General features: G+C 46.5%; 1 pseudogene. It reads left to right on the forward strand.

Annotated features, from left to right (window positions below):
* Window positions 1-115: 115 nt before the first annotated feature.
* Window positions 116-226, forward strand: a pseudogene (locus P6709_RS19850) (3'-5' exonuclease); the annotation flags it as partial.
* Window positions 227-286 lie beyond the last annotated feature (60 nt).

Here is a 286-nt window from a genome sequence, read left to right on the forward strand (position 1 = left end):
GGGCGTTGCCCAGTTTAGTCTCAGCTTGCCGTCATATCCTGTGCATGGAGTCGCCACCTTCCGCCTGCACGCTTCAGGCATTAAGCCTTTTTATAGATGTGAATGGCGCCTCAGCCTTTCTATGCTCCAAATAGCGAAGTCTTTGACTTCACTCTATCCTTCATTAAATAAAGATCTTCTGGATGCAGGAATCAGTCTGCACGAGATGGGGAAAGTGGAAGAGCTCTGAGTTTATCTATTTGCATAATCCATGCTTGATAGAAAGCTTTGCCGTGAGGGTATTTCC

Source organism: Jeotgalibacillus sp. ET6 (genome assembly GCF_029667115.1).
Taxonomy (GTDB): domain Bacteria; phylum Bacillota; class Bacilli; order Bacillales; family Jeotgalibacillaceae; genus Jeotgalibacillus.